This is a genomic window from Enterobacter ludwigii (genome assembly GCF_001750725.1).
GTDB lineage: Bacteria > Pseudomonadota > Gammaproteobacteria > Enterobacterales > Enterobacteriaceae > Enterobacter > Enterobacter ludwigii.
In genome coordinates this window covers 2,431,170-2,455,896 of the sequence record NZ_CP017279.1, presented here as the reverse complement: position 1 = coordinate 2,455,896, position 24,727 = coordinate 2,431,170, and the positions used below count along the sequence as shown (strand labels likewise).

At 55.0% G+C, this 24,727-nt stretch carries 21 protein-coding genes; 8 read left to right on the top strand and 13 right to left on the bottom strand.

Going from position 1 to position 24,727, the window contains the following annotated elements; genetic code table 11:
- Positions 1-18: 18 nt before the first annotated feature.
- Positions 19-1,779 carry a DNA repair helicase RadD gene (locus BH714_RS11535; protein ID WP_040018009.1) on the bottom strand — a complete coding sequence of 587 codons (1,761 nt, stop codon included), beginning with the start codon at positions 1,777-1,779 and terminating at the stop codon, positions 19-21.
- A gap of 151 nt (positions 1,780-1,930) precedes the next feature.
- Between BH714_RS11535 and rsuA the strand changes: the two genes are divergently transcribed.
- The 3 genes from rsuA (at position 1,931) to BH714_RS11520 (ending at position 4,475) form a co-directional block, all read left to right on the top strand.
- Positions 1,931-2,638 carry a 16S rRNA pseudouridine(516) synthase RsuA gene (rsuA, locus tag BH714_RS11530; RefSeq protein WP_040018008.1) on the top strand — a complete coding sequence of 236 codons (708 nt, stop codon included), beginning with the start codon at positions 1,931-1,933 and terminating at the stop codon, positions 2,636-2,638.
- A gap of 15 nt (positions 2,639-2,653) precedes the next feature.
- Positions 2,654-3,850 carry a Bcr/CflA family multidrug efflux MFS transporter gene (locus BH714_RS11525; protein WP_014170937.1) on the top strand — a complete coding sequence of 399 codons (1,197 nt, stop codon included), beginning with the start codon at positions 2,654-2,656 and terminating at the stop codon, positions 3,848-3,850.
- A 280-nt stretch (positions 3,851-4,130) separates the two neighbouring features.
- Entirely contained in the window at positions 4,131-4,475 is a 345-nt protein-coding gene (locus BH714_RS11520) for a YejG family protein (RefSeq protein ID WP_014170936.1), read from the top strand.
- Positions 4,476-4,478: 3 nt separating this feature from the next.
- Here the strand turns inward: BH714_RS11520 and yejF are convergent, their stop codons facing one another.
- The 9 genes from yejF to BH714_RS11475 all read right to left on the bottom strand — a co-directional run bounded on the left by yejF (position 4,479) and on the right by BH714_RS11475 (position 16,059).
- Positions 4,479-6,068 carry a microcin C ABC transporter ATP-binding protein YejF gene (yejF, locus tag BH714_RS11515; RefSeq protein ID WP_040018007.1) on the bottom strand — a complete coding sequence of 530 codons (1,590 nt, stop codon included), beginning with the start codon at positions 6,066-6,068 and terminating at the stop codon, positions 4,479-4,481.
- 1 nt (position 6,069) lies between these two features.
- Positions 6,070-7,095, bottom strand: coding sequence for an ABC transporter permease (locus tag BH714_RS11510; RefSeq protein WP_014170934.1), 1,026 nt, complete (start codon positions 7,093-7,095; stop codon positions 6,070-6,072).
- A complete protein-coding gene (locus tag BH714_RS11505; RefSeq protein ID WP_040018005.1) occupies positions 7,095-8,189 on the bottom strand; it encodes a microcin C ABC transporter permease YejB in 1,095 nt (364 codons plus the stop codon). Before BH714_RS11505 ends, BH714_RS11510 begins: the two co-directional genes overlap by 1 nt.
- A 9-nt stretch (positions 8,190-8,198) precedes the next feature.
- Positions 8,199-10,004: an extracellular solute-binding protein gene (locus tag BH714_RS11500; protein WP_040018004.1), complete on the bottom strand. Its 1,806-nt coding sequence runs from the start codon at positions 10,002-10,004 to the stop codon at positions 8,199-8,201.
- A gap of 77 nt (positions 10,005-10,081) precedes the next feature.
- Entirely contained in the window at positions 10,082-11,623 is a 1,542-nt protein-coding gene (locus tag BH714_RS11495) for a cyclic di-GMP phosphodiesterase (RefSeq protein WP_040018003.1), read from the bottom strand.
- A gap of 126 nt (positions 11,624-11,749) precedes the next feature.
- A complete protein-coding gene (mepS, locus tag BH714_RS11490; protein ID WP_014170930.1) occupies positions 11,750-12,319 on the bottom strand; it encodes a bifunctional murein DD-endopeptidase/murein LD-carboxypeptidase in 570 nt (189 codons plus the stop codon).
- A gap of 416 nt (positions 12,320-12,735) precedes the next feature.
- The gene (locus tag BH714_RS11485; RefSeq protein ID WP_025203633.1) at positions 12,736-13,449 is read right to left on the bottom strand and encodes a phosphatase PAP2 family protein; all 714 of its coding nucleotides are present in this window, start codon (positions 13,447-13,449) and stop codon (positions 12,736-12,738) included.
- Between the two features lie 33 nt (positions 13,450-13,482).
- Positions 13,483-14,469 (bottom strand): CobW family GTP-binding protein, encoded by a 987-nt coding sequence (locus tag BH714_RS11480; protein WP_014170928.1) that lies wholly within the window; start codon positions 14,467-14,469, stop codon positions 13,483-13,485.
- A 123-nt stretch (positions 14,470-14,592) separates the two neighbouring features.
- Positions 14,593-16,059, bottom strand: a complete 1,467-nt coding sequence (locus BH714_RS11475; RefSeq protein WP_040018002.1) for a mannitol dehydrogenase family protein — start codon at positions 16,057-16,059, stop codon at positions 14,593-14,595.
- 204 nt (positions 16,060-16,263) lie between these two features.
- Between BH714_RS11475 and uxuA the strand changes: the two genes are divergently transcribed.
- The gene (gene uxuA / locus BH714_RS11470) at positions 16,264-17,454 is read left to right on the top strand and encodes a mannonate dehydratase (protein WP_040018001.1); all 1,191 of its coding nucleotides are present in this window, start codon (positions 16,264-16,266) and stop codon (positions 17,452-17,454) included.
- Between the two features lie 43 nt (positions 17,455-17,497).
- Here uxuA and yeiP read toward each other — a convergent pair whose 3' ends face one another.
- Positions 17,498-18,070: an elongation factor P-like protein YeiP gene (gene yeiP, locus BH714_RS11465; RefSeq protein ID WP_008500940.1), complete on the bottom strand. Its 573-nt coding sequence runs from the start codon at positions 18,068-18,070 to the stop codon at positions 17,498-17,500.
- Positions 18,071-18,234: 164 nt separating this feature from the next.
- Between yeiP and BH714_RS11460 the strand changes: the two genes are divergently transcribed.
- The gene (locus BH714_RS11460) at positions 18,235-18,489 is read left to right on the top strand and encodes a zinc/iron-chelating domain-containing protein (RefSeq protein ID WP_020883186.1); all 255 of its coding nucleotides are present in this window, start codon (positions 18,235-18,237) and stop codon (positions 18,487-18,489) included.
- Here the strand turns inward: BH714_RS11460 and setB are convergent.
- Complete coding sequence (setB, locus tag BH714_RS11455) at positions 18,486-19,667, bottom strand: sugar efflux transporter SetB (RefSeq protein WP_040018000.1); 1,182 nt, start codon at positions 19,665-19,667, stop codon at positions 18,486-18,488. The two genes, BH714_RS11460 and setB, sit on opposite strands and share 4 nt — an antisense overlap.
- 360 nt (positions 19,668-20,027) lie before the next feature.
- Here setB and fruB point away from each other — a divergent pair, with 360 nt between their 5' ends.
- The 3 genes from fruB to fruA are packed head-to-tail and all read left to right on the top strand — an operon-like array spanning position 20,028 to position 23,795.
- Positions 20,028-21,158 carry a fused PTS fructose transporter subunit IIA/HPr protein gene (gene fruB, locus BH714_RS11445; RefSeq protein ID WP_040017998.1) on the top strand — a complete coding sequence of 377 codons (1,131 nt, stop codon included), beginning with the start codon at positions 20,028-20,030 and terminating at the stop codon, positions 21,156-21,158.
- A complete protein-coding gene (fruK, locus tag BH714_RS11440) occupies positions 21,158-22,096 on the top strand; it encodes a 1-phosphofructokinase (protein WP_014170919.1) in 939 nt (312 codons plus the stop codon). The genes fruB and fruK overlap by 1 nt, the downstream gene beginning before the upstream one ends.
- 16 nt (positions 22,097-22,112) lie before the next feature.
- Positions 22,113-23,795 (top strand): PTS fructose transporter subunit IIBC, encoded by a 1,683-nt coding sequence (fruA, locus tag BH714_RS11435; RefSeq protein WP_025203638.1) that lies wholly within the window; start codon positions 22,113-22,115, stop codon positions 23,793-23,795.
- Positions 23,796-23,842: 47 nt separating this feature from the next.
- Here the strand turns inward: fruA and nfo are convergent, their stop codons facing one another.
- Positions 23,843-24,700, bottom strand: a complete 858-nt coding sequence (nfo, locus tag BH714_RS11430; protein WP_014170917.1) for a deoxyribonuclease IV — start codon at positions 24,698-24,700, stop codon at positions 23,843-23,845.
- Positions 24,701-24,727 lie beyond the last annotated feature (27 nt).

Sequence of the window (24,727 nt, the reverse complement as noted above, 5' to 3'; positions counted from 1 at the left end):
CATCAATGAAAAGTCCCCTTAACCGCGCAATTCGTTGGCGCGACGAAAACGGCCTTCGTAATCAAACACCTTTTCCCGAACCTGCCAGAACTGTCCTTTCATACGAGCCACAACAAAATCCGGGTGGCGCAGTAACACCTGCTGGCGCACGATATCGGCCACGGTGATCCAGCGCAGCGGTACACCGGGCGTACGGGTGTGCGGGCGAATAAAGAGTTGTTCGAAGGCCATACGCTGGGCAGGCGTATGTACCCTGAAGCGCTCGCTGACGTCTGCGCCGTCTTCATCGTAATAGGTGATTTTCAGCCACTCGCCTTTGTCATCCGCGCCGGGTTGCAGTGCCATACCGGAACAGCGCAGCACCAGCGCATCTTTTAACTTCAGCGCTGCTTTTAGCATGTCATCAGGATCGACCAGAACCGTATCGCATTCGCGACAGCGACGGGCGGCAATATCGTTTTCCGCATTGCACTGCGGGCAGTTTTTAAAGCGGAAACGGAAATCGCACTGTTCGCGATGTCCTTCGTCATCTTCAAACCAGCCCTGACAGCGGCGGCCAAAATGTTCAATCAGCGTGCCGTCTGCGGTGGTTTTACCCCAGAAGGTGTTGGCAAAACCACAGGCAGGGCAAAAGACCTGAACGGGGACGTTGTCGCTTTTGCCTTTTGGCGTGCCGACTTCCGGAGAGTAGAGATCGTGCGGGTTACCGGCGTAATCCAGAATAAGACAGTCGGTTTTCCCGGGCGCCAGGCGCAGGCCGCGCCCCACAATCTGCTGATAAAGACTGACCGATTCGGTCGGACGTAAAATGGCAATCAGATCGACATGCGGGGCATCAAACCCGGTGGTTAACACTGACACGTTCACCAGATAGCGGAATTGTTGCGCTTTGAAGGCGTCGATCAGGCGGTCGCGCTCCTGCCCGGGCGTCTCGCCGGTGATTAAGGCCGCGTCCTCGGCGGGCAGCAGCCCGGTAATTTCTCGCGCATGCTCCACGGTGGCGGCAAAGATCATGACCCCTTTGCGCGTCGCGGCGAACTCTTCTATCTGGCTAATGATATGCGGGGTAATGCGCTTTTGCTTTTTCAGCTCCTGGTTCAACTCCGCTTCGCTGAATAACCCGTTGCTCTGCGCCTGTAACCGGCTGAAATCGTACTGCACCACCGGCATGTCCAGCCGCTCGGGCGGCGTCAGGTAGCCATGCTTGATCATGTAGCGCAAAGGAAGTTCATAGATACAGTCGCTGAACAGCGCTTTCTCATCGCCGCGCACCATGCCGTGATAATGGTAGCGATAGATCCAGCCTTTACCCAGGCGAAACGGGGTCGCCGTCAGGCCAAGCAGGCGAAGGTGCGGGTTCACCTCTTTCAGGTGAGTGAGGATTTGCTGATACTGGCTGTCGTCGTCATCGCTGATGCGGTGACACTCGTCGACAATCAGCAGCGAAAATTCACTGCGAAACAGATCAAGGTTGCGGGCCACCGACTGTACGCTGCCAAAGACCACTTTGCCGTGGCTCTCTTTGCGCTTTAGCCCGGCAGCGAAAATGTCAGCTTCCAGCCCGAGCGCGCAATACTTGGCATGGTTCTGCGCCACCAGCTCTTTGACGTGGGCCAGCACCAGCACGCGTCCGCGTGCCAGACGCGCCAGTTCGGCGATCACCAGGCTTTTGCCAGCACCGGTCGGAAGCACAATGGCCGCCGGTGCCTGGTGTTTACGAAACCAGGCGAGAGTGGCGTCAACGGCTTCCTGCTGATAAGGACGAAGTGTAAAAGTCATGGGGTCTCGGTTTAGTTATTTCGCATATAGTATGCCACGAAACTTTTTCCCTTGAGTGGCGCAACCAGACCATTATACTGAGCCATTCCAGACTGCTTCTTTTTCGGACCTGTTGTCCGACTTCCAGCACCATTAAGGCTAAAAAGATTTCATGCGACTTGATAAGTTTATCGCTCAGCAACTCGGCGTAAGCCGCGCTATTGCCGGGCGTGAAATTCGCGCCAGCCACGTTACCGTGGATGGCGACATTGTGAAAGACACTGCATTCAAACTCCAGCCTGACCATCAGGTTGAATATGACGGCAACCCGCTGACCCAACAGCACGGGCCGCGCTATTTCATGCTCAATAAGCCGGAAGGCTATGTCTGTTCTACGGACGATCCGGATCATCCAACGGTGCTTTATTTCCTCGACGAACCGGTCGCGCACAAGCTGCATGCCGCTGGCCGTCTCGATATCGACACCACCGGGCTGGTGCTGATGACCGACGACGGGCAGTGGTCGCACCGTATCACGTCTCCCCGTCATCACTGCGAGAAGACGTATCGGGTGACGCTGGAGTCTCCGGTCGCGGATGACACGGCAGAACAATTTGCCAACGGCGTTCAGTTGCATAATGAAAAAGATCTGACCCGGCCTGCCGTGCTTGAAGTGATCGCGCCTACCGAGGTTCGTCTGACCATCAGTGAAGGGCGCTACCATCAGGTGAAGCGTATGTTTGCCGCGGTGGGTAACCACGTTGTCGGTCTGCATCGTGAACGTATTGGCGCAATTGAACTCGATCCTGAGCTGGCGCCCGGCGAATATCGCCCGTTGACGGAAGAAGAGATCGCCAGCGTTGGTCTGCCTTCGCATTAATTTCAGGAGAACTCTGTGACCACCAGGCCACACTCGTCGTTCAAAATCGTCTTCATTCTTGGCCTGCTGGCCATGCTGATGCCGCTGTCTATTGATATGTATCTGCCTGCGCTGCCGGTTATTTCCGCGCAGTTTGGCGTACCGGCAGGCAGCGCGCAGATGACGCTCAGCACCTATATTCTCGGTTTTGCCCTCGGTCAGCTGTTTTATGGCCCGATGGCGGACAGCTTTGGCCGCAAGCCCGTTATTCTTGGCGGGACCCTGATTTTTGCAGGGGCAGCGGTGGCCTGTGCGCAGGCGCAAACCATCGATCAACTGATTGTCATGCGCTTTTTCCACGGTCTGGCGGCGGCAGCGGCAAGCGTGGTGATCAATGCCCTGATGCGCGATATCTACCCGAAAGAAGAGTTCTCCCGGATGATGTCGTTTGTGATGCTGGTGACGACGATTGCACCGCTGGTAGCCCCTATGGCCGGTGGTGCGGTACTGGTATGGTTCAGCTGGCATGTGATTTTCTGGATCCTGGCGCTTGCCGCGCTACTGGCCTCGGCAATGATCTTCTTCTTTATTGATGAAACGCTACCCGCGGAGCGCCGACAGAAGTTCCACATCCGAACCACAATGGGGAATTTCGCCTCACTGTTTCGCCATAAGCGCGTGCTGAGCTATATGCTGGCGAGCGGTTTCAGCTTCGCCGGGATGTTCTCATTCCTGAGTGCCGGGCCGTTTGTCTATATCGAACTGAACCATGTTTCTCCGCAGCACTTCGGTTATTACTTTGCGCTCAACATCGTCTTCCTGTTCATTATGACCATCATTAACAGCCGCTTTGTCCGCCGAGTCGGGGCGTTGAACATGTTCCGCGCCGGGCTTTGGATCCAGTTTGTGATGGCTATCTGGCTGGTGCTGAGTGCTTTTACAGGCGTGGGCTTCTGGGCGCTGGTGGTGGGGGTTGCGGCCTTCGTCGGCTGCGTGTCGATGGTTTCCTCCAATGCGATGGCGGTGATCCTCGACGAATTCCCGCATATGGCAGGCACCGCCTCGTCGCTGGCCGGAACATTCCGCTTTGGCATCGGCGCCATCGTCGGGGCGTTACTGTCGATGGCCACGTTTAATACGGCCTGGCCGATGCTGTGGGCGATGGCGTTTTGTGCAACCAGCTCCATTCTTTTCTACCTCTACGCCAGTCGGCCGCGAAAGGTGGCCAGCTAACGCGCAAATAAGGCCCAGTCAGGGCCTTTTTTGTTGACACACATCAACCAAAGCTGCGTTCGTTTACCCTGTGTTTGTTTCTTTTATGTAAAATCTATTTGTGTAAAAAGTCACATCATTGTATTTAAAAAGGTTGAGTTAGATCGCAGAAACGGGTACATATAGCGCCGACGCGAGCCTGAACACCTATAAAAAAGCGCCGAATAGTGCAGGCTGGCGATGATGTGTTACTATAAATGTAAATAAATTGTGAAGTAAATTTTGCTTCCGGGGAACGAACGTGAATACATTACAACTCTCCATAGTCCATCGCTTGCCCCAGAGCTATCGCTGGTCGGCGGGTTTTGCAGGTTCGAAAGTTGAACCGATTCCGCAAAGCGTCGCGGGTTGCGAGAATTGTCTGGTTGCACTTAAGTTGCTGAGCCCGAGCGACGAAAATGCATGGCGAGTCATGGAGCGTCTCAGCGAGGCCCTGACGGATATTGAAGTGGACAGCTCCGTACTGGAGTGTGAAGGTGAACCCTGCCTGTTCGTGAAAAGTCAGGATGAATTTGCCGCGACCTGCCGTCTGAAAAACTTTGGTGTTGCTATCGCTGAGCCTTTCTCGGGCCAGTATCCTTTCTGAGCGCTAGTCTGCGGACAACAGCTGGCGCGTGTAGCTCTGCGTTGGCGCAGCAAATACGCGCTGGCACTCTCCCTGCTCGACCACTTCTCCCTGTCGCAACACAATCACCTGATGGCATAACGCCCGCACAACCTGTAAATCATGGCTGATAAAGATATAGGCCAGCCTGTGCTTTTCCTGCAATCCTTTCAGTAATGCCAGGATCTGAGCCTGAACGGTTCTGTCCAGCGACGATGTCGGTTCATCCAGAATGATCAGCTCCGGTTTGAGGATCAGCGCGCGGGCAATGGCGATACGCTGGCGCTGACCGCCGGAAAATTCAGCCGGGTAGCGGTGCCGGGTATCCGGATCTAAGCCAACTTCCGCCATAACGCGTATCACTTCTTCTTCCCGCTGCCGGACGGTCAATGCCGGCTGATGAACGCGCAGACCCTCTTCGACAATCTGTAATACGTTCAGCCGTGGGTTAAGCGAGGAGTTTGGATCCTGAAACACAACCTGCATGCGGGGACGAACGGGCAGCATCTGGCGACGGTTCCAGTTGTGCAGCGGCATACCGTCAAAGAGGATCTCACCCTGCGAGGCGATTAAGCGCAGCAGTGCCAGGCCGGTGGTGCTTTTTCCCGAACCGGACTCGCCCACCAGCCCCAGCGATTCGCCCGGACGCAGGGAAAAATGGATATTTTTCAATACCGGATTCTGGTCGACGATGCGCCGCAGAATCCCTTTGCGAACAGGAAACGACACGCCCAGCCCCTCAACGCGCAGCAACGGCGCGCTGTCGGCCGGCAGGGGAACCGGGTCACCCGTGGGCTCGCTATCAAGCAGACGCTGCGTATAGGGGTGCTGAGGCGCTTTCAGCAGGGTGGCTGCGGTGTTCTGCTCGACGCAGCGTCCGTTTTGCATCACGGCGACGCTGTCGGCGAGCTTTCTCACAATGCTGAGATTATGGGTGATAAACAGCAGGCTCATGTTCAGTTCGTCACGCAACTCCCGCAGCAGCCGCAGAATTTGCGCCTGCACCGTCACGTCCAGCGCGGTGGTGGGCTCATCGGCAATCAACAGTTCGGGTCGCGTGAGCAGGGCCATCGCAATCATCACCCGCTGACGTTCGCCGCCGGAAAGCTGATGGGGAAAATCGTTCAGCCGTTTTGCGGCATTGCGAATGCCGGTTCGTTCAAGACAATCCAGAATCTCCCCCCGCGCCGCCTCTTTGCGCATGCCCCGGTGCAGAGACAGCACTTCATAGAGCTGTTTTTCCAGCGTGTGCAGTGGGTTAAGGGAGACCATCGGCTCCTGGAAAATCATGGCAATGTTATTGCCGCGAATTCCGCGCAGGGTTTTTTCGTCGGCATGCAGCAGCGAGCGACCGTGAAACAGAATGTCGCCTTGCGGATAGCTGACGGGCGGAGACGGAAGCAGGCGCAGGATCGACAGTGCCGATACGCTCTTGCCAGAGCCAGACTCGCCTACCAGCGCCAGCGTTTCGCCGCGCTGGATCTGCAGCGACAACTCCGTGACCACGGTACGCGCCTCACCCTGTTTCGAAAAGGCAATCGACAGGTTATCAATACTGAGAAGGGGCTGCGTCATCTTATACCGCCTTGTTGGGATCAAAAGCATCGCGCACGGCTTCGCCAATAAAAATCAGCAGTGAAAGCAGCACGGCAACGGCAAGAAAGGCGGTGATGCCTAACCACGGTGCCTGCAGGTTGTTCTTGCCCTGCAGCAGTAGCTCGCCGAGCGACGGGGAACCGAGAGGGAGCCCGAAGCCAAGGAAATCAAGCGAGGTGAGGGTAGTGATGGAACTGCACAGAATAAACGGCAGGAAGGTGAGGGTCGCTACCACGGCGTTAGGAAGCATATGGCGGAAAATGATCCCGCGGTCGCTCACCCCCAGCACCTGGGCAGCGCGAATGTAATCGTAATTACGGGTGCGCAGAAATTCCGCCCGCACCACGCCTACCAGCGCCATCCAGCCGAAGATGACGGTAATGCCTAACAGCCACCAGAAGTTTGGCTGTACCACGCTTGAAAGCAGAATGATCAGAAACAGCGTCGGCATGCCTGACCAGACTTCAATAAAACGTTGGCCCCAGAGGTCGATTTTCCCGCCGTAGTAGCCCTGAACGGCACCTGCTACCACACCCATCACGCTGGAAAAGACGGTCAGCATCAGCCCAAAGAGGATCGAGATCCGCGTGCCATAGAGGATGCGTGCCAGCACATCGCCACCGTTGGCATCCGTTCCCAGCCAGTTTTGCGCGGAAGGCGGGGAAGGGAAGGGGGTGGTGGTCGCAAAGTTAATGCTGTTTGCGCCAAAACGCACCGGCGCCCAGAGTGCCCAGCCGTGCTGTTCAATTTGCTGGCGAAGCCACGGATCCTGATATTCAGCGGGCGTCGCAAACGGGCCACCAAAATCGCTTTCGCTGTATTGGGTGAGAACGGGCACATACCAGCGGTCGTTAAAGTGCACCAGCAGCGGTTTATCGTTGGCAATCAATTCCGAACACATGCTTAAGACAAACAGGACGGCAAAGATCCACAGCGACCAGTAGCCGCGGCGGTTGTGGCGAAAACGGGCCCATCGGGCCTGGTTGACGGGGCTTAAACGCGGCATCAGCGGCCCTCAAAATCAATTCGGGGATCAACCAGCGTATAGCTGATATCGCTGATGATATTCAGCAGCAGGCCAATCAGGGTGAAGATATAAAGGGTGCCAAACATGACCGGATAATCGCGCGACACGGTGGCTTCATATCCCAGCAAGCCCAGTCCGTTGAGGGAGAACATCACCTCTATCAGCAGCGAGCCGGTAAAAAACATACTGATGAACGTGGCAGGAAATCCGGCAATCACCAGCAGCATGGCGTTGCGAAAGACATGTTTCCACATGATCTGCTTTTCGCCGACGCCCTTCGCACGGGCAGTCACAACGTACTGTTTACGGATTTCATCGAGAAAGGCGTTTTTGGTCAGCATGGTCAGGGCCGCAAAGCCGCCAATGACGGTCGCAAGCACCGGCAGCGTGATGTGCCAGAAATAATCGGTGATCTTCTTGTACCAGGGCAGGGTGCTGAAATCCGCTGACACCAGCCCCCGCAGCGGAAAGATATCGAAATAGCTGCCACCGGCAAAAAAGACAATCAACAGAACGGCAAACAGAAACGCCGGAATGGCATAGCCGATGATAATAAACGTGCTGCTCCAGACATCGAAGCGGCTGCCGTTGTGAACCGCTTTACGGATCCCCAGGGGGATAGAGACGAGATAAATAATCAACGTTCCCCACAGCCCCAGGGTAATCGACACCGGCAGACTTTGCTTAATCAATGTTAAAACTGACGCGCTGCGAAACAGGCTGTCGCCAAAATCAAAGCGGAGGTAGTTCCAGAGCATGTTGAAATACCGCTCGTGAAGCGGTTTGTCGAAGCCATAACGATGGGTGATCTCGGCGATGACTTCCGGATCCAGGCCACGTCCGCCGCGATAATGGCTTTCGCTGATATTTCCCAGGCCGGTGCGGGCATGGCTCGCGCCCATTCCTTCGCCACCGCCGCCAGGCATGCCGCCGCTGTTGCCAAATTCAATGGCTGCAATAGCCTGGTCGACCGGGCCGCCGGGCGCGATTTGCACAATAAAAAAGTTAATCGTGATGATTGCCCAGAGGGTCGGGATAATCAGCAGGAGACGGCGGATCAGATACGCACCCATGATGATTCCTTATCGCCGCTCAGCGGGAAGTCTGGCGGCTTTGTTAACGTCATACCACCAGGTGTCGAAGCCCAGTGAATAGACAGGGCGTAGGGCAGGCTCAGAGAACTTGTCCCAGCGCGCAAGCCGGTCTTCGCCCATATACCACATTGGCAGCATGTAGTAATTCCAGGTTAAGACCCTGTCGAGGGCGCGTCCCAGCGGCAGGAGTTTTTCTTTATCACCTTGCGCCGCCACAATTTTCGCAATCAAGGCATCAATCGCCGGGCTTTTCGCCCCCGGCGCATTGTAGGAGGAGTCGATATAGCTGGATGCCCAGGAGATTTGCAGATCCGAACTGGGCCACGGCTGCGCGGGCCACAGGGTTTGCATCATGTCGTAATCACGGCTGCGTTTGCGGTTGGTGAGCTGCGCGTTGTCGACCTGGCGAATGTTCATGGTAATCCCCAGCCGTTCAAGATTGTGCTTAAACGGCAGCACCCACTGATCGTTGCTTCCGGACGCAAGCAGCAGCTCAAAGCTTAACGGTTTGCCCGTTCTGGAATCGACGCGTTTTTGATTCTTGAGTGGCCAGCCTGCGTCATCCAGCAGCTTGCTGGCTTTAAGCAGGTTGTCGCGATCGTAGCCGTCACCCTTTGACGCCGGAGGCTGAAATACCGTCGTGAACACCTCCGGTGGCAGTTCTGCTTTCAGCGGTGCCAGCAGGACAAGTTCGTCCGCTTTTGGGTAATCGCGTGCGGCATATTCAGTGTTCTGGAAATAGCTATTTGCCCGGCTGTAAGCGCCGTAAAATAGCGCTTTGTTCATCCATTCAAAATCAAAGGCCAGGGTAATGGCTTCCCGCACCCGGCGGTCAGTAAATACCGGACGCTGGATATTAAACGCCAGCCAGCGCGTATCCTGAGCGGACGCGTTTTTATGCTCGTCTTTAACGATATACCCGTTAGCGAAGTTTTTGCCGATATACCGTGTCGCCCAGTTTTTAGCGCTGCTCTCCACGCGCATATCGAACGCACCGGCTTTGAATGCTTCAAATGCCACGTTATCGTCAAGGTAGTAATCGTAGCGAAGGGTATCGAAATTCCAGCGGCCCCGGTTTACCGGCAGGTTTGCCGCCCAGTAGTCTTTGACCCGGGAATAGACAACATACTGCCCCATGCGCCAGTCGGTGATGCGGTAAGGGCCACCCGCCAGCGGGGGCGTGGAGAGCGGGTCGCTAAGTTTGTGATCTTTCCAGAACGATTCAGGCATCACGGGCAGGGAGAACAGGCTGAGCATGTTCTCTTTATTCGGCTCACTCAGCTCAATACGCACCGTGAGCGGGGCAATGGCTTTGACCGTCACGCCTTTGTAGACAATGCGGAACTGGGGAACGCCCTCAGTCATAAATTTGTGAAATGTGAAGGCAATGTCGCTGGCTTTGACCGGCGTCCCATCGTGAAAACGCGCCCGTGGGTTAATCGAAATTTCCGCCCACGCAAAGTTATCCCCGTAACGCACGTTGTCGGCAATCAGCGGGTAGTAACTGCCGGGTTCATCATCAGACGTAACAAACAGCGTATCGTAGAGCGATTCTGTTCGCGCTGCCGCCACGCCGCGCAGGGCGAAACGGTTGAAGTTGTCGAACGTCCCCGTGGCGGAGAGGGTCACGTTTCCGCCTTTTGGCGCGGCAGGATTGACGTAATCAAAGTGCGTAAAATTGACCGCGTACTTTGGCTCACCAATCACGGAGAACGCGATGTTCTCTTTGATGGTTTGCGCCTGGCTGGACAGGCTCGTTAATGCCAACAGCAGCAACATAAAGCGCATAAGCATCTCGCGGCGGCTCCCTTTCGACTAACCGGCTCAGTTAAGCTGAATAATAAGTGACGTCACGGGCAATGTGAAATCATTCAACGTTCAGGCTGCCATTGGCGGAACTGCTCCAGCGGCATTGGGCGGCTAATCCAGTAACCCTGAAGGAAAACAACGCCATGTTCGCGCAGCCAGGCTGCCTGCTCCGGCGTTTCCACCCCTTCGGCGACGGTCGACATATTCAGTCGCCTTGCCAGGGTGAGTACGGCATCAAGCACCGGGGAGGTCACGGTTTCCGTCCCAATCGCGTTGACAAAACCCCGGTCAATTTTGATGTAATCCATGGTGAAACGCTCAAGGTAAATCAGCGCACTGTGGCCGGTACCAAAATCATCAATCGCAATTTCAAAGCCTTCATTGTGCAGCCATTCGAAAAGATTGTTGGCTTCCCGATGGTTAACCATGTCGCGCTCGGTGATTTCCAGCACGATCTGGAAATGATCCGGCGGCATTAAGTCCAGGAAAGTGCGCATATCCTCTTTGAAGCTTTCCGCATGCAGATGCCCCGGCGCAATGTTAATGCCCAGTTTTGCGCCCGGTGGCAGAAGGGTCTGTAATACCGGCGCGTCGCGGATGATGAGGTCAAAAAGATGCAGCGTCAGCGGCACAATCAGCTTCTGCGCTTCGGCGAAGTTGATAAAGGCATCAGGCGGAATTTCCCCCATCGTCGGGTGTTTCCAGCGCATCAGGACTTCGACACCACGCATTTGCAGCGTCTCGGCATCCACAACAGGCTGATACACCACATAAAACTGGCCGCGTTTAATGGCGCTCAGGATCTCTTTGCCTGGGTTAAGACGCGTGGTGAGGATGTAGAAATTAAGCGAGCCGGCCGCGATCCCGCAGACCAGTCCAAAGAACACCGCGAACAAGATTTCATCGCTCGTCCACTCTTCGGCGTACAGTTTGATCGTCAGCGGAACCTGTTTTAGGGTCGCGGTGCGTGCCGGCGTTTCATGTAAATCCTGTGCCTTCACCAGTGTGGCGGACCTGGTCGACAACGCATTGTCGCCAATAATGATGGCAATGCCCGCGAACTCGTTCTGGCGTGCGGTGTAAAGCATATACGGAGTCAGGTTGATGTTTACCGAAGTAAACACGCCGCCGTCCTTCACCAGCGGATTTCGATACCAGATGGCAATCGCGGGTCTGTGCGGCATCATCGGTGTACCCGGCAGTAACGCCATATCAATCTGTTTATCAATGTGCAGCTCGGGTATCAGTTCTTCCATCGGGACGTTCATCGGACCGGTGGCTGAAGAGCAGTACGCCAGTTTATCCCTGACCAGCAAAAAGGCGCGCACGTTAAGGCTAAAGGCCGCGCGAGAGGTCAGCTCAGCGTTGACGTCGTGGCAACTGTTCAGCGTGAGCGGCTGAAGGAGATCGATAGAGCTTTTCAACTCATCGAAGTAGCTTTCCATGTAGATGCTCACGTCGTCAATCAGGGTGTCGAATCTGACTTCCCGCTTGTGGTAGCTCCAGAAAAATTGCAATGAACCCAGGAGCAGGGCTGTGATCAGGCCGGTGATAAGGCTGAGGAAAAGTATCTTGCGATTACTGGAGAAGTAGCGGGTGAACATAGACGTCGTGGTTCCTGGATTGCCGCTGAATGTATTCAGTGTAACGGGCAAAAAAAAACACCGCCGAAGCAGTGCTTTTTTTATCATATCGCCGGCCAAGGGATAACCAACGATACAATGATTATTTTAACTGCGGGTCAGTACGCGGCGCGCTTCGTTATAGCGCTTCTTCCAGTAAGGTTCGTTCATGCTGGAAATGGTCACACCGCTGCTGGTGGAGGCATGTACAAACTGGTCATTGCCAATGTAGATGCCAACATGTCGACCTGTCGAACCCGCACGGAACAGGACTAAATCCCCGGTGCGCAGTTTAGTGCGTGAAATCGACTTGCCCATCTCCTGCTGTTCGTAAGTTGAACGCGGAAGATCTAACCCAAACTGCTCACGGAAAGTACGCTGTACGAAACCGGAACAATCAATGCCTTTTTTGGTGCTGCCGCCAAGACGATAACGCACGCCTTTCCAGTCAGCATACTGGTCCATAATACGGGACTTCACGTCCAGATTACGTACCATATTTTCAAATTCATCCTGAGAGGCTTGCAGTGACGAGGAATCTTCCATTCCCACAACACGCGTCTCAGGATGCATATTCTTTGCGGTGTTCGATGTACTACATGCAGATAACAGTACCGCCACTGCTATCGCCGGGATCCCCCGTAAGATATATCTCAAAATCGGTTGAGATTTGACCATTTCGTTTATTATCCCTTGAAGTCCTTAACGACAAATATCGTTATAAAAAATGCCAAACGTGACGAGACTAATTATCTGTTCACAATGAGACAATTCTTTCTGATCACATTTGTGGCGTAGCGCACAAATTTATTCACCAGCGAAATAATTATCTCTATGGGGCAAAACGAGTTCGAGATTAACCGATTGCCTGGGGTATTGCGAGCAAAAAAAGCCTTTTTTTTATAAGAAATTGTGATACAGAAAGTAAAAATTGATAATTGTTCAAAAAGTGCACGATCAAGGTTAAAAACCGTGCAACACATTCATTTTTATCACGAATATTGTGACGAAATGATGACGGGAGGGGGGGAAAGGGGAGAAAAGTGCATCAAGGATCAAAACGATCCCTGATGCATAGTGTTAATTAAGGTTAATTATTGGTTTCTGATTTGTTGCGTTTTGCCGGGGAGGTAGCGATCGAACACGGCTATTATCTTGTCGCTCAGCGGTGTCATCAGACACCACGGCAGCGCAACCAGCACAGAAGAGAGCGAACCGACTGCAATATCAGTAAACCAGTGAGCACCAATCATTACCCGTGGGAAGGCAAAAACCACAAAAATAATCAGGGCTATCGCAAAGGCTTTTCGGCCGAAATAGCGGAGCATCACGCCGGAAAAAATAAGCAGCATCATTCCGTGATCGCCCGGGAAACTGGCCTTCGACGCATCTTTCGTTGGAATATGCAGCAGCTCGCTGACGCGATAAATATCGGGGAAGAAGAGCGTTGGGCTGGAACGCTTAACCGGAATAATGGCCGTTGCCAGCTGGTTAATTACCACCGCAAGCAGCAACATCATCAAACCAATAATCAGAATACGGCGGCGTCCTGTTTTGTCCTCTTTCAGCCAGAAAGAGAGCATCAGGCCGCCCATCGCCAGCAGCGAGCAGCCGTCAAAGGCGCGGTTATTCGTGATAGCAACCAGCCACAGGAAGGCTTCGCTCTTCACCAGTTCTTGGTTGAAGAAGTGAAAAATGGCAGAATCCAGCGGAAACCAGACACCATGATTCGCCGGGATATACCAGGAGAAAAAGAGCGCCAGACCGGCGACATTAAGCAGTAATATCAGGGGAAGTCGAGTCGTCATAACATTCAGCATAGAGTGAAATCTGGGGCAACGTTAGCCGCCCAAACTTAAACGAAGCTTCAACAGGCTGGACTGCAGGGCATTCCAGTCGGCGTTAACCGCACTAATTAACTCTATTCGGCTATCAGGTGGCGCCACATTTTGCGTTTCGATAAAGAAATCTTCGCCCTGACGGTTGATCCGCACCAGCCCGTCCGGTGTGCGCATGATCCCTTTAACACGATCGACCGGAGCCAGTCTGGCCCATTCGAGTATGCCGATGGTGTCGAATACGGTATCCGCATCGAAAATCCATCCGCAGGCCTGATAGCCCTGGCCGCTGTTAAGGTTACGACGCCAGCGCTGGTGCTCCGGCAGACTCAGGGCAGCCAGACCCTGTTTTTGCGGATGGCTGTGGGCATGTTCCGCGCTTGCCGGGAGCGCCGCCAGGTTCAGGCGAGGCAGGTCAAGCAGGGCGTTATCAATTTTCCCCTGGGTGGTCTGCACCCGCTGACGGTTGCCACCGAAGTGCTGCCACCATGTCTCCAGTGCGGACTGGCTTTCCGCCGTTGCGCGATCCTCTTTATTGGCGACGATAATATCTGCCGAGGCGAGCTGGTCGCGGAAGTTCTCGTTGGTCACGGCTTTTTCATCCAGCAGCTGACGGGGGTCCAGCAGGCACAGCGTGGCACGCAGATCGATCCACGGCTCGTAGACCGGTGCGGTCAGTAAATCGAGAATTTGCTTCGGATGACCCAGCCCGGTCGGTTCAATCAGCAGACGGTCTGGTTTGCCCTGACGCAGCAGCGTATTCAGCCCGACCTGCATCGGCAGACCATTTACGCAGCACATGCAGCCACCGGGGATCTCTTTGATCATCGCGCCGCTGTCTGCCAGTAATGCGCCATCAATACCCACTTCGCCAAATTCATTGACCAGGACGGCCCATTTTTCTGCCGGATCCTTATTGGCCAGCAGGTGGAGAATTGAGGTGGTTTTACCGCTGCCGAGAAAACCGGTAATGAGGTTGGTTTTGGTCACGTGCGCTCCAGTCGATAATTGTGATGCTATAACAATTATCCATCATCCTGGCGAAAAACGGGCGCAATGAGAAGGGGGAGGGCGAACGGAGGCAATCGCCGTTCGCCTTAAGCGCAATAATCGCTAAATATTTAACGTTTCGATAACAGCCTGACGCGCGCCATGGCGGGCGATGCGCTGATAGGCCTGGCTGATGGCCTCCACGAAAATGCTATTTTGTGCGAGATCGTGACCAAAGATTTCACTCAGCCCCAGCAGGGCGTTGACGCGCTCAGCGTCGCTGCTGGCTGCAACAAGGGTGCGGATTTTATCACTCAGCGGATCGCGCACATCAATCGCGTCGCCACGCTCGTCGGTACCGCTGACGTAGCGGATCCAGCCTGCAACGCCCAGGGCCAGCAGCGGCCACGCGGTTTTACGTTCAAGATGGATGCGGATCCCATCCAGCATGCGTTGCGGCAATTTCTGGCTTCCGTCCATCGCAATTTGCCAGGTCCGGTGCTGCAGTGCCGGATTGGCAAAGCGTTCAAGCAGGCTATCGGCATAAGCCGTGAGGTCGACATCCTTAATACGCAGCGTAGGAGCCTGCTCATTTAGCATTAACCGACGTGCGGCTTCGCGAAAAGCGGTGTCTTCCATACATTCGTTGATGTGCGCATACCCGGCGAGGTAGCCCAGATACGCGAGGAAAGAGTGGCTGCCGTTGAGCATGCGCAATTTCATCTGTTCCCACGGCAGAACGTCCTGCACCATTTGTACACCAGCCACTTCCCATGCCGGGCGTCCGGCAACAAAGTTATCTTCCACTACCCACTGAATAAACGGTTCGCAGCTGATAGCACAAGGATCTTCTACTCCAAGCTCTTGCGTGATTTCTGCCAGCGACGCCTCGGTCGCGGCAGGGACAATTCGGTCGACCATGGTCCCCGGAAAGCTCACATGTGAATCAATCCACTCTGCCAGCGCCGGGTCGCGTTTCTGGGCCATCCCCAGTACCGCGTTTTTCACCACATGGCCGTTATCAGGGATGTTGTCGCAGGAGAGGACGGTAAAAGCGGACAAACCGCGTTCACGGCGACGGTGGAGCGCCTCGACCAGGATCCCGGGCGCGGAGTGCGGTTCAGACGGGTTCTCCAGATCGTGAACGATCCGGGAGTTGTGCAAATCCAGATTACCGGTGGCGGGATCGATGCAATAACCTTTCTCTGTGATGGTGAGCGACACAATGGCGACCTGAGGTTCACAAAATTTCTCAATGATGGCAGGCAGAGAATCCAGTTTTGCGTTCAGACATTCATGGACGGCACCGACGATAATCGGCTGGTTTCCCTCCGCCCCTTTTTCCAGCACGGTGAAGAGATGATCCTGTGCGCGCAACTGGCTCATCAGCACGTCGCCGCTGAAGAGGCTAATCTCACAAATACCCCAGTCGCCGCCTTTCTCATTCAGCACCCGGTTTGTTAACAAGGCCTGATGCGCGCGGTGAAATGCGCCGAAGCCAAAATGGACGATGCGAGAGCGTAACTGCTTACGATCGTAGCGAGGGAGCTGGACATGGGCAGGAAGCGAGGTGGAGGCAATTGTCTTCATGAAATACACACCTGATTAACCATTAATTAACAACGCCAGTGTAAAGTTATATGACAGCAAATTAAATTGGTGAGCCGTAAATATCCCCGAAGTGTGAGTTTGATCAATCAATGTGTGGCGGTGTGTTGACCCTTTACGGCAAACATGTATGGTAGTCGTCATCGTAGTCATCCATATTGGTATAACAACTTTAGAGGTGAGGCAATGGAACAGACCTGGCGTTGGTACGGGCCGAACGATCCGGTTTCTCTTGATGATGTGCGTCAGGCTGGCGCAACGGGTGTCGTGACGGCGCTGCATCACATTCCTAATGGTCAGGTATGGCCGATTGAAGAAATCAAAAAACGTCAGGCGCTGCTGGCGGAAAAAGGCCTGACCTGGTCTGTGGTGGAAAGCATCCCGGTTCACGAAGATATCAAAACCCATTCAGGTGATTATCAGACCTGGATTGCCAACTACCAGCAGAGCATTCGTCACCTGGCGGCCTGCGGTATCGATACTGTTTGCTATAACTTCATGCCCATTCTTGACTGGACGCGCACCGATCTTGAGTACACGTTGCCGGACGGTTCAAAAGCATTACGTTTCGATCAGATTGCCTTTGCCGCATTTGAGCTGCACATCCTGAAACGTCCTGGTGCAGAAGCCGATTACACGGTTGAAGAGCAGCAGCAGGCGCTCGCGTGGTTTAACGCAGCCAGTGACGCCGAGATTGAAAAGCTGACCCGCAATATTATTGCTGGCCTGCCGGGCGCTGAAGAGGGCTATACGCTGGATCAGTTCCGCGCGCGACTGGCGGAATATGGGAATATCGATAAAAACCAGCTGCGTGAAAACATGGCGTTTTTCCTGCGCGCTATCGTACCGGTAGCGGAAGAAACGGGCGTACGCCTGGCCGTGCACCCGGACGATCCTCCGCGTCCTATTCTCGGTTTACCGCGAATCGTGTCCACGATTGAAGATATGCAGTGGCTGAAAGAGACCGTGGACAGTATCTATAACGGATTCACCATGTGTACCGGCTCTTACGGCGTGCGTGCGGATAACGATCTGGTGCAGATGATTGAAACCTTCGGCGATCGTATTCACTTCACGCATCTGCGTGCGACCTGTCGTGAGGATAATCCAAAAACCTTCCATGAAGCAGCGCACCTGGGCGGCGATGTGAATATGGTCGCGGTAGTGGATGCGATTCTGGCGGAAGAGGTACGTCGTAAGCACGCGGGTGACGTTCGTCCTATCCCGTTCCGTCCCGATCATGGTCACCAGATGCTGGACGATCTGCGTAAGAAAACGAACCCAGGTTATTCGGCGATTGGTCGTCTGAAAGGCATGGCGGAAGTCCGGGGCGTTGAGCTGGCGCTGAAGATGACGAAATACCCGGAACTGCTGTAACGTCTGTTGCCCGGTGGCGTTGTGCCACCGGGCGAATATCGCATTAGTCTGCGCGACCCATATAGCGTTTTTCTTCGATATGGATGCGGATTTTCTCGCCCGCGGAGAGGTATTCTGGCACCTGCACCACCAGACCGGTCGTCAGGGTTGCTGGTTTGTTGCGGGCACTTGCGGATGCACCTTTGATGCCCGGAGCCGTTTCCACGATTTCCAGATCCACGGTCTGCGGCAACTCCAGCGCCAGCAGCACGCCATCCCAGGTCAGAACCTGCATGTCAGGCATCCCGCCTTCAGGAATGAAGAGGAGTTCTTCTTCAATCTGATCTTTGGTGAAGATATACGGGGTGTAATCTTCTTTATCCATGAACACGTATTCGTTGCCATCAATGTAGGAAAAATCAACATAGCGGCGGGTCAGGGTCACGGTATCAACGATATCGTCACCTTTAAAACGTTCTTCCACTTTCAGACCGGTACGCACATCGGCGAAACGCATTTTGTACAGCGTTGCTGCACCACGGGCGCTCGGGGCCTGAATATCGATATCTTTCACAATCAGCAGCTTGCCGTTGTAATTCAGTACCATACCTTTCTTAATTTCGTTCGCTCTTGGCATTGCAGTAATCCTGTTTACGGGTGGTAAAAAATATCGCGCCAAATTACTCGTGCTCGGCCTTTCAGGCAAGCGGAATTCGTGGCTTTTGCTATCAATACACAAAAGGTGTTACTGTGCGCGCAATGCCCGACTGCGCGGGCGTTCTTCAGCGAAAGAGAGCCTGTATGGATTGTCGTCCCGATTGTGGCGCGTGTTGTACCGCACCGTCCATTTCAAGCCCCATTCCTGGCATGCCGGACGGCAAACCTGCCAATACCCGCTGTGTGCAGCTTGCTGAAAATAACCTGTGCATGATCTTTGGTTCCCCGCTGCGCCCGAAAGTCTGTTCCGGCCTTCAGCCGTCCGCGGAGATGTGCGGCAGCACGCGCACGCAGGCGATCACCTACCTTCTTGAGCTGGAAGCGCTCACCGCCCCTTAAACGTCCTTAATTCGCACCAGACACGCTATCGTCAGCGTACACATCACCAGCGCAATCCAGAATACCGTGTGATAGCTCCAGATCTCGGCCACGATGCCGGCCATTGAACCTGCAATAATCCAGCCCACGCGAGTGGTATTGGTATAAAGGGTGGTGGCGGAGCCTGCCTGGCCTGGCATCAGGTCCTGGAAGTAGAGCATGCCAATCCCGGCGAGTATGCCGATATAAATGGCGTTGAGAAGCTGCAATGCCAGCAAGAGTCCTGGCGTGTGCACCGTCAGCATACCGATATAGAACAGCAGTCCTGCGACAGCCGCGATGCGCATTAAAAAACGCTTTCCGAAACGCTTCGCGTAATAGCCCGCGATCAGCATGGTCGGGATCTCAAGCCCGGCCGCGGTTCCCATCATAATGCCCGCCAGCTTCTCTGGCAGATGCAGCTCATCAATAATAAACAGCGGCATGTTGATAATATAAAGGCTGTTTGTTCCCCACATCAACGTACAGATAACAAACAGGAGCAGCGCATCACGACGGTTACGGCGCGGGGCTTCCAGTACGCCTGAAGCCACTTTGGGCTCTTTGCGCATCGACGGCAGGAAGAACCACACCATGGTGCCGCACACCACAAACGCGACAGCCGCACTCAGGTACATCATCGTAAAGCCAAATCCCATCGCCAGGGCATACGCCAGCGGCGGGCCAATGACCCATGCCAGCGACACCTGGGCACGCAGAATAGAGCTGAACATCACCGCTTCACGACCGGTATGGTCGGCGTGCTCGCGGGCGAGGGCGAACATCTGCGGGTTCGCCGTGGAACCGAAGCTGCTCAGGAACACCCCCACGAACAGCAGGATGAAATAGTTGCGGTTAAAAGCAAACAACACGCAGGCAAACACCCCGAGAAGGCAGCAAAAGACGATCAGACTTTTACGATCGCCTTTTCTGTCGGAACGCCCCGCCAGAAACTGACTCACCAGAATGCCGATGATGGCGCTGCCGGTAAAAAAGAAGCCAACCATTGCCGGACGGGCGTGGACTTCATTGGTCAGAAACAGGCTCAGCGTGGGCGTCTGTAACGCCCCGGCAATGCCGGTAAGGAAGGCAACAATCAAAAACGCCGTGGACGTCAAATCAAAGGGTTTTGGCGAGGCGGCGGCAGGGGTGTTATGCATACTTTCAGTATCAGCAAGTCATAAAGAGACGCGGAGTGTACGACGCTTGTCAGAAAATAAACAGGTACTGCGGTCAATTTCGCCACGAAAAATCAAAATGCCATTTCAATTAACAGGCTCGGGCTGAACTTAGCTGAAACTGACTTGCTGAACGTCAGCAAGATTCAGCTGAGCGAAGAAGAAATGTGCTGTATCTCTAAATTCTGCATCGCCATTTGTAACTTTTCTTGCAAGGTTAAGCAGAAAGCGCAAGACTTTTTGAAACGTTTCAGCGCTATCTTGTTTTAACAAACGGAGCAGGCTAGCGCATTTTTTCTCATTTAAGCTGAAACGATTCAAGTTCAGCAGGAGAGGAGAACCATGTTCCAGTTATCTGTTCAGGATATCCACCCGGGCGCTCAGGCCGGGAACAAAGAAGAGGCCATTCGCCAGGTTGCCGCTGCCCTTGTGCAGGCGGGTAATGTCGCGGACGGCTACGTTAACGGCATGCTGGCGCGCGAGCAGCAGACCTCCACTTTCCTCGGCAATGGCATCGCCATTCCGCACGGTACAACGGACACCCGCGATCAGGTGCTGAAAACCGGCGTTCAGGTTTATCAGTTCCCTCAGGGTGTGGTGTGGGGCGACGGTCAGGTTGCTTACGTGGCAATCGGTATCGCTGCCAGCAGCGACGAGCACCTGGGCCTGCTGCGTCAGCTGACGCATGTGCTGAGCGATGATTCGGTGGCTGAACAGCTGAAGTCCGCGACGACGGCGGAAGAGCTGCGCGCGTTGCTGATGGGCGAAAAACAGAGTGAAGCGCTGAAACTGGATAATGAAACATTGACCCTGGATGTCGTGGCGAGCGATCTGGTCACGCTGCAGGCGCTGAACGCAGGCCGTCTGAAAGAAGCCGGTGCGGTAGACGCGTCCTTTATCACGCGCGTTATCAATGAGAAGCCGCTGAACCTGGGACAAGGTATCTGGCTGAACGACAGTGCTGAAGGCAACCTGCGTAGCGCTATCGCGGTGAGCCGCGCGGCCAACGCGTTTGACGTTGAGGGCGCGCACGCTGTGATGCTGGTCACCGTCGCGATGACCGATGAACAGCCGGTTTCCGCGTTAAAACGTCTTGGCGATCTGCTGCTGAATGACAAGGCTGAAAAACTGCTGAACGCTGACGCAAGCACGCTGCTGGCGCTGCTGACCAGCGATGATGTGCTGACTGATGACGTGCTGACCGCTGAGTTTGTAGTGCGTAACGAGCACGGCCTGCATGCCCGTCCTGGCACCATGCTGGTGAATACCATTAAACAATTCGAAAGTGAGATTACCGTGACTAACCTTGATGGCACGGGCAAACCGGCCAACGGCCGTAGCCTGATGAAAGTTGTCGCGCTGGGCGTGAAGAAAGGTCACCGTCTGCGCTTTACCGCACAGGGTGCTGATGCTGAACAGGCGCTGAAAGCGATTGGCGACGCCATCGCGGCAGGTCTGGGGGAGGGCGCATAATGAGCAGACGTGTTGCGACTATTACGCTGAACCCGGCATACGACCTGGTGGGGTTTTGCCCGGAGATTGAGCGCGGCGAAGTAAACCTCGTGCGTACCACTGGCCTGCATGCTGCAGGTAAAGGGATTAACGTCGCGAAAGTGCTCAAGGATCTCGGTATCGATGTCACCGTGGGCGGATTCCTCGGTAAAGATAACCAGGATGGTTTCCAGCAGCTGTTCAGCGAGCTGGGGATTGCTAACCGTTTTCAGGTTGTTCAGGGCCGTACCCGTATCAACGTCAAGCTGACGGAGAAAGACGGCGAAGTGACCGATCTGAACTTCTCAGGCTTCGAGGTGACTCCGTCAGACTGGGAGCGCTTCGTAAACGACTCTCTGACCTGGCTTGGTCAGTTCGACATGGTCTGCGTCAGCGGCAGCCTGCCGTCCGGCGTGAGCCCGGAAGCGTTCACCGACTGGATGACGCGTCTGCGAAGCCAGTGCCCATGCATTATTTTTGACAGCAGCCGTGACGCGCTGGTCGCCGGCCTGAAAGCCTCGCCGTGGCTGGTGAAGCCGAATCGCCGCGAACTGGAGATCTGGGCTGGCCGTAAGCTGCCAGAATTAAAAGATGTAATTGACGCTGCCCATGCGCTGCGCGAGCAGGGTATCGCTCACGTGGTTATCTCTCTTGGTGCAGAAGGGGCGCTGTGGGTTAACGCTTCTGGCGAATGGATCGCCAAGCCGCCATCGGTTGACGTTGTCAGCACCGTTGGCGCAGGGGATTCAATGGTTGGCGGTCTGATTTATGGCCTGCTGATGCGTGAATCCAGTGAACATACTTTACGTCTTGCCACCGCCGTTGCTGCCCTGGCCGTTAGCCAGAGCAATGTCGGTATTACCGATCGTACCCAGTTAGCCGCGATGATGGCGCGCGTTGACTTAAAACCTTTTAACTAACAGCAGGAGAGGAATAATGAAAACGCTGCTGATCATTGACTCCGGTCTCGGACAGGCTCGCGCCTATATGGCGAAGACCTTGCTGGGAGCGGCGGCGAACAAAGCACATCTCGAGATGACGGATAACCCGGGCGACGCCGAAATGGTGATTGTTCTGGGTGATAAAATTCCCGCTGACAGTGCGCTGAATGGCAAAAAAGTGTGGCTGGGCGACATCAATCGCGCGGTGGCACACCCGGAACTGTTCCTGAGCGAAGCGAAAGGTCATGCGTCTGTTTACAGCGCACCGGTCGCGGCGCCGGTTGCCGCGTCCGGACCAAAACGTATTGTGGCGATCACGGCCTGCCCGACGGGCGTGGCTCATACCTTTATGGCGGCTGAAGCCATTGAAACCGAAGCGAAAAAACGCGGCTGGTGGGTAAAAGTTGAAACACGTGGATCCGTTGGTGCGGGCAACGCAATCACCCCAGAAGAGGTGGCTGAGGCCGATCTGGTGATGGTTGCGGCTGACATCGAAGTGGACCTGGCGAAATTTGCCGGTAAGCCGATGTACCGCACGTCAACGGGCCTGGCGCTGAAAAAGACCGCTCAGGAGTTTGATAAAGCGCTGGTGGAAGCGAAGCCGTATCAGGCAACGGGGTCCACGCAAACTGCGACGGAAGGTAAGAAAGAGTCAGCTGGCGCCTATCGCCATCTGCTGACCGGTGTGTCTTATATGCTGCCGATGGTGGTGGCGGGCGGTCTGTGTATTGCCCTCTCGTTCGCGTTTGGTATTACCGCGTTTAAAGAAGAAGGCACGCTGGCTGCTGCCCTGATGCAGATTGGTGGTGGTTCCGCGTTTGCCCTGATGGTGCCGGTGCTGGCAGGTTTTATCGCCTTCTCCATCGCTGACCGTCCGGGCCTGACGCCGGGTCTTATCGGCGGTATGCTGGCGGTGAGCACCGGTTCTGGCTTTATCGGCGGTATCATTGCCGGTTTCCTGGCGGGTTACGTTGCGAAGCTTATTAGCTCGAAGCTGAAACTGCCGCAGAGTATGGAAGCGCTGAAACCGATTCTGATCATCCCGTTGATTTCCAGCCTGGTGGTGGGTCTGGCGATGATTTACCTCATCGGTAAACCTGTAGCGGGTATCCTGGCGGGTCTGACCCACTGGCTGCAAACCATGGGTACTGCGAATGCGGTACTGCTGGGAGCTATTCTCGGTGGCATGATGTGTACCGACATGGGGGGCCCGGTGAACAAAGCAGCATACGCATTCGGTGTTGGCCTGCTGAGTACCCAGACCTACGCGCCAATGGCAGCGATTATGGCGGCCGGTATGGTGCCACCATTGGCTCTTGGCCTGGCAACCATCATTGCACGTCGTAAGTTCGACAAAGCGCAGCAGGAAGGGGGGAAAGCCGCCCTGGTACTTGGCCTGTGCTTTATCACCGAAGGGGCAATTCCGTTCGCGGCGCGTGACCCAATGCGCGTGCTGCCATGCTGTATCGTGGGGGGCGCGGTAACCGGTGCTATCTCCATGGCGGTTGGCGCGAAACTGATGGCACCACACGGCGGTCTGTTCGTGCTGCTGATCCCAGGTGCAATCACGCCAGTGCTGGGTTATCTGCTGGCGATTGTGGCCGGTACGCTGGTGGCAGGTCTCTCTTACGCGGTGCTGAAACGTCCGGAAGCGGAAGGGGTCGCGAAAGCGGCGTAAGCGGTAAAACAATAAAAAAGCCGGGTGCTTATGCGACCCGGCTTTTTTTATGCCGCCTGTTCAGCGGTTTGCTGTGCCTTCAGCCAGGCAATCTCTTCTGCCCAGATGTCCGGATTAATGGTTTCCAGCACCATCGGGATACCGTCGAAACGGGCATCCTGCATAATAAAGCGGAACGCATCGTGGCCGATATTGCCTTCACCGAGGCTGTGATGGCGGTCCACGCGGCTGCCAAACGCGCTTTTCGCATCGTTCAAGTGCATTCCGCGCAGATACTTGAAGCCCACAATGCGTTCAAACTCATCGAAGGTCTTTTTCGTCTCATCAAGCGTTCGCAGATCGTAACCCGCGGCAAAGGCATGGCAGGTATCAATACATACGCCCACGCGGGATTTATCCTCCACGCCGTCAATAATGGCCGCCAGGTGTTCGAACTTAAAGCCGAGGTTACTGCCCTGCCCGGCGGTGTTCTCGATGACCGCCGTCACGCCCTGGGTTTTATCCAGCGTGATGTTGATGGATTCGGCAATGCGCGCCAGACAGGCATCTTCGTCAATCTGCATCAGATGACTTCCCGGATGGAAGTTCAACAGCGTCAGCCCAAGCTGCTCGCAGCGCTGCACTTCATCAAGAAAAGCCTCGCGGGATTTCTCCAGCGCCTCCTGCACGGGATGGCCGAGGTTAATGAGATAGCTGTCGTGGGGAAGGATTTGACCCGGCCCGTAGTGGTATTTCTCACAGGCGGCTTTGAAATCATCAATCACTTCAGAGGTGAGCGGGGCGGCGCGCCACTGGCGCTGGTTCTTGGTGAACAGGGCGAAAGCGGTCGCCTCAATTTCGGCGGCGCGAATGGCGGCATTCGCAAGGCCACCTGCAGCGCTGACGTGCGCTCCAACATATTTCATAAAGGGACTCCTGTTAACCCGAAATAC

Excerpts from the sequence above, each read along its gene's own strand:
- nfo (WP_014170917.1), bottom strand. The coding sequence starts at position 24,700 with ATGAAATATGTTGGAGCGCACGTCAGCGCTGCAGGTGGCCTTGCGAAT.
- fruA (WP_025203638.1), top strand. The coding sequence starts at position 22,113 with ATGAAAACGCTGCTGATCATTGACTCCGGTCTCGGACAGGCTCGCGCC.
- BH714_RS11495 (WP_040018003.1), bottom strand. The coding sequence starts at position 11,623 with ATGTTCACCCGCTACTTCTCCAGTAATCGCAAGATACTTTTCCTCAGC.
- yejF (WP_040018007.1), bottom strand. The coding sequence starts at position 6,068 with ATGACGCAGCCCCTTCTCAGTATTGATAACCTGTCGATTGCCTTTTCG.
- fruK (WP_014170919.1), top strand. The coding sequence starts at position 21,158 with ATGAGCAGACGTGTTGCGACTATTACGCTGAACCCGGCATACGACCTG.
- uxuA (WP_040018001.1), top strand. The coding sequence starts at position 16,264 with ATGGAACAGACCTGGCGTTGGTACGGGCCGAACGATCCGGTTTCTCTT.
- BH714_RS11535 (WP_040018009.1), bottom strand. The coding sequence starts at position 1,779 with ATGACTTTTACACTTCGTCCTTATCAGCAGGAAGCCGTTGACGCCACT.
- BH714_RS11500 (WP_040018004.1), bottom strand. The coding sequence starts at position 10,004 with ATGCTTATGCGCTTTATGTTGCTGCTGTTGGCATTAACGAGCCTGTCC.
- fruB (WP_040017998.1), top strand. The coding sequence starts at position 20,028 with ATGTTCCAGTTATCTGTTCAGGATATCCACCCGGGCGCTCAGGCCGGG.
- BH714_RS11510 (WP_014170934.1), bottom strand. The coding sequence starts at position 7,095 with ATGCCGCGTTTAAGCCCCGTCAACCAGGCCCGATGGGCCCGTTTTCGC.
- BH714_RS11475 (WP_040018002.1), bottom strand. The coding sequence starts at position 16,059 with ATGAAGACAATTGCCTCCACCTCGCTTCCTGCCCATGTCCAGCTCCCT.
- rsuA (WP_040018008.1), top strand. The coding sequence starts at position 1,931 with ATGCGACTTGATAAGTTTATCGCTCAGCAACTCGGCGTAAGCCGCGCT.
- yeiP (WP_008500940.1), bottom strand. The coding sequence starts at position 18,070 with ATGCCAAGAGCGAACGAAATTAAGAAAGGTATGGTACTGAATTACAAC.
- BH714_RS11460 (WP_020883186.1), top strand. The coding sequence starts at position 18,235 with ATGGATTGTCGTCCCGATTGTGGCGCGTGTTGTACCGCACCGTCCATT.
- BH714_RS11485 (WP_025203633.1), bottom strand. The coding sequence starts at position 13,449 with ATGACGACTCGACTTCCCCTGATATTACTGCTTAATGTCGCCGGTCTG.
- setB (WP_040018000.1), bottom strand. The coding sequence starts at position 19,667 with ATGCATAACACCCCTGCCGCCGCCTCGCCAAAACCCTTTGATTTGACG.
- mepS (WP_014170930.1), bottom strand. The coding sequence starts at position 12,319 with ATGGTCAAATCTCAACCGATTTTGAGATATATCTTACGGGGGATCCCG.
- BH714_RS11505 (WP_040018005.1), bottom strand. The coding sequence starts at position 8,189 with ATGGGTGCGTATCTGATCCGCCGTCTCCTGCTGATTATCCCGACCCTC.